Genomic DNA, 3,454 nt, shown 5'->3' on the forward strand with positions numbered 1-3,454 from the left:
CTGAAAGCGGGTCTGGACGAGTACATCCGCTACTACAACCATGACCGCATAAAGCAGAAACTGAACGGCCTGAGCCCTGTCGAGTACAGGGCCCAGGCCGCTAGCTAATCTGTCCAACTTTTTGGGGGCAGTCCAACCTGTGGGAGCCGACTTGCCGGCGATTGGGCTGCGCAGCAGCCCCCGTCGAGATAACTCAGTTCTCTTCTTTTGCGGCCACCGGCGCCGGCGGTGGCCGCAGCCCCACCTCGGCGATCAGCTTCAGTTGCTGACCATTGCGCACCACTTCGATGGTGATCTTTTCGGTAGGCTTGATCCGCGCCACCTGATTCATCGACTTGCGGCCATCACCGGCCGGTTCGCCGTTGATGCTGAGGATCACGTCCCCCAACTGCAGTCCCGCACGTGCCGCCGGGCCATCGCGGAAAATCCCCGCCACGACGATGCCCGGGCGCCCCTGCATGCCGAACGATTCGGCCAGCTCCTGGCTCAGCGGCTGCACTTCGATGCCCAGCCAGCCACGGATCACCTGGCCGTGCTCGACGATCGACTTCATTACCTCCAGCGCCAGCTTGACCGGGATGGCGAAGCCGATGCCCTGCGAGCCGCCGGACTTGGAGAAGATCGCCGTGTTGATGCCCACCAGGTTGCCGTTGGCATCGACCAGCGCGCCGCCGGAGTTGCCCGGGTTGATCGCCGCGTCGGTCTGGATGAAGTCTTCGTAGTTGTTCAGGCCCAGCTGGTTGCGGCCGGTGGCGCTGATGATGCCCATGGTCACCGTCTGGCCGACGCCGAAGGGGTTGCCGATGGCCAGGGTGACGTCGCCGATGTGGATGTTGTCGGAACGGCCGATGGTGATCGCCGGCAGGTTCTTGAGGTCGATCTTCAGCACCGCGAGGTCGGTTTCCGGGTCACTGCCGATGACCCGGGCCAGGGTTTCGCGGCCATCCTTGAGCGCCACGACGATCTGGTCGGCACCGCTGGTGACGTGGTTGTTGGTCAGCAGGTAGCCCTCGGGGCTCATGATCACCGCCGAACCCAGGCTCGACTCCCAGCGCCGCTGCTTGGGCAGGTTGTCGCCGAAGAAGCGCCGGAATTGCGGGTCTTCGAACAGCGGGTGGGCGCTCTTGTTGACCACCTTGGTGGTGTACAGGTTGACCACCGCCGGGGCGGCCAGAGTCACGGCATCGGCATAGGAGACCGGGCCCTGCATGATCCGGGTGGTCTGCGGGGCCTGCTGCAGGTTGACGTCCTGGCTGGGCAGGCCGACCCATTGCGGGAAGCGCTGGATGACCAGCATGGCGATCAATACGCCGGTGAGCAGGGGCCAGCCGAAATAACGCAGAGCCTTGAGCATGAATCAATCCTGGGAGTAGGGCGGGGGCCACATCGGTGCGGCCCAGGGTGCGAGCGCGCGCGATCATACACGTGAAAAAGTCGATCGGCGACGGCTGCCTCATCGCGGGGCAAGCCCGCTCCCACGCCAGATMWMGRATCGGCGTGGGAGCGGGCTTGCCCCGCGATTGCTTCAGGTCGGATTACTGCTGATCCGGCACCACCGCGATCACATCGATCTCCATCAGCCATTCAGCCTGGGCCAGGCCCGCCACCACCAGCCCGGTGGAAATCGGGAACACGCCCTTGAGCCACTTGCCCACTTCCTTGTACACCGGCTCGCGGAAGCGTGGGTCGGTGATGTAGGTGGTGGTCTTGACGATGTGCGACAGGTCCGAGCCTGCCTCTTCAAGCAGTTGCTTGACGTTCTTCATTGCCTGCTCGGCTTGGGCTCGTGGGTCACCCAGGCCGACCAGGCGGCCTTCGAAGTCGGTGCCGACCTGGCCGCGAACATAAATGGTGTTGCCGGCGCGGACCGCCTGGCACAGGTCGTTGTCCAGGGTCTGGTTAGGGTAGGTGACCTTGGTGTTGAACATGCGGATGCGGGTATGGGTAGGCATCAGTGGGCTCCGAGGGTGCTGACATTATTGAGCGAAGTGTCCTGTTCTTGCGCGTTGCGCTGGTCGCGATCGCGGTAGGCCAGGTAGGTGCGTTGGGTGGCGATATGGCCGGCGACGTGCTTGGCGTCGTGCCAAACGCCCCAGATGAAGGACGAGCCACGGCGCGACAGCCAAGGCAGGCCGAGGAAGTACACGCCCGGCTCTTTCGACACGCCGCGCTGGTGCTGGGGCTTGCCGTTGGCATCGAAGGCGTCGACCTGCAGCCAGCTGAAGTCCACGCCGTAACCGGTGGCCCAGATGATGCTGGTGACATTGGCCTTGGCCAGGTCCAGTTCGCGCAGCGGGTTGCTGACGCAGTCCGGGTCGGGCAGGCGCTTGCGCGCGTCAGGTTCCGGCGGCAGGTCGAGGCCGTTGCGCTCGATGTAGGCGTCGGCGGCATCCAGCAGGGCCAGGTAGTTTTCGTCGCCACGCTGGATGTTGTCGGCCAGGTTGTCCTGGAACCGCGCCACACCGCCTTCGAACGACTGGGTCAGGCCGACCAGGGTCATGCCCTGGTGGGCGAGGGCACGGAAGTCCACGGTGTGGCCGCCTCGGGCGCCGGACACGGCGATGGTCACGTGTTCGCGGCCGGGCTTGGCGATCTCCGCGTCCCACTCGCCGAGCACGCCCAGCCACCAGCAGAAGTCGCGGTTGCGGTAGCTGCGCGGTGGGCGGTCGTGGGCACCGACCGACAGGTACACCTGGCGCCCGGCACGCATCAGCTCTTCGGCGATCTGCACGCCGGAGGAGCCGGCGCCGACCACCAGCACCGCGCCTTCGGGCAGTTGCTCGGGGTTGAAGTAGGCGGCCGAGTGGATCTGGTGCAGGCTTTCATCCTTTGGCGCGATGGCCGGAATGACCGGTTTCTGGAACGGGCCGGTGGCGGCCACCACGCGGTTGGCGTGGATCACGCCCTGGTTGGTTTCGATGGTGAAGCCTGGGCGGTCGGCGTTGCGCGCCACTTTTTTCACTTCCACGCCGGTGCGCACCGGCAGGTTGTATTTGCGTACGTACTGCTCGAAGTAGTCGGCGACCTGGTCCTTGCCGGCGAAGGCGTCGGCGTCGAGGTCGAATTCCAGGCCCGGGAAGCGGTCGTGCCAGACTGGCCCGTTGGCCACCAGCGAGTCCCAGCGGCCGGTGCGCCAGGCCTCGGCGATGCGGTTGCGCTCCAGCACCAGGTGCGGCACGCCGAGCTTGCTCAGGTGTTCGCTCATGGCCACGCCGGCCTGGCCGGCGCCGACCACGAGGGTGTCGATTTGGTAATTGTTCAGTGTCATGTCCGAGCCCTTGTTCAGGCGGTTGTTGTTGAGGTCGGTTGGGAGGACCGCCGTTGCCTGGGGCCAGACTAGGGATGGCTGGGAAATCGCGAAAATAGTATTTAGCTGGGGCTTGCCGATAAATTGGCGAAGGGGGGGCGGCCTGTGGGAGCGGGCTTGCCCCGCGATATGGCAATCGCGGGGCAA

Annotated in this window: 4 protein-coding genes; 1 reads left to right on the forward strand and 3 read right to left on the reverse strand. The window is 65.2% G+C overall.

Features of this window, described 5'->3' with window-relative positions; genetic code table 11:
* Window positions 1-108: IS3 family transposase (locus tag RTH46_RS26115; protein WP_316906967.1), on the forward strand; the 108-nt coding region annotated here is incomplete at its 5' end.
* Between the two features lie 85 nt (window positions 109-193).
* Here the strand turns inward: RTH46_RS26115 and algW are convergent.
* The 3 genes from algW to RTH46_RS26130 all read right to left on the reverse strand — a co-directional run bounded on the left by algW (window position 194) and on the right by RTH46_RS26130 (window position 3,268).
* The gene (algW, locus tag RTH46_RS26120) at window positions 194-1,354 is read right to left on the reverse strand and encodes a Do family serine endopeptidase AlgW (protein ID WP_110991647.1); all 1,161 of its coding nucleotides are present in this window, start codon (window positions 1,352-1,354) and stop codon (window positions 194-196) included.
* 181 nt (window positions 1,355-1,535) lie between these two features.
* Window positions 1,536-1,952, reverse strand: coding sequence for a RidA family protein (locus tag RTH46_RS26125; protein ID WP_153786429.1), 417 nt, complete (start codon window positions 1,950-1,952; stop codon window positions 1,536-1,538).
* Entirely contained in the window at window positions 1,952-3,268 is a 1,317-nt protein-coding gene (locus tag RTH46_RS26130) for a flavin-containing monooxygenase (RefSeq protein ID WP_153786430.1), read from the reverse strand. Before RTH46_RS26130 ends, RTH46_RS26125 begins: the two co-directional genes overlap by 1 nt.
* Window positions 3,269-3,454: the final 186 nt, after the last annotated feature.

Origin of the sequence: Pseudomonas sp. zfem004 (assembly GCF_032621715.1) — a bacterium.
GTDB classification, from domain to species: Bacteria; Pseudomonadota; Gammaproteobacteria; order Pseudomonadales; family Pseudomonadaceae; genus Aquipseudomonas; species Aquipseudomonas sichuanensis.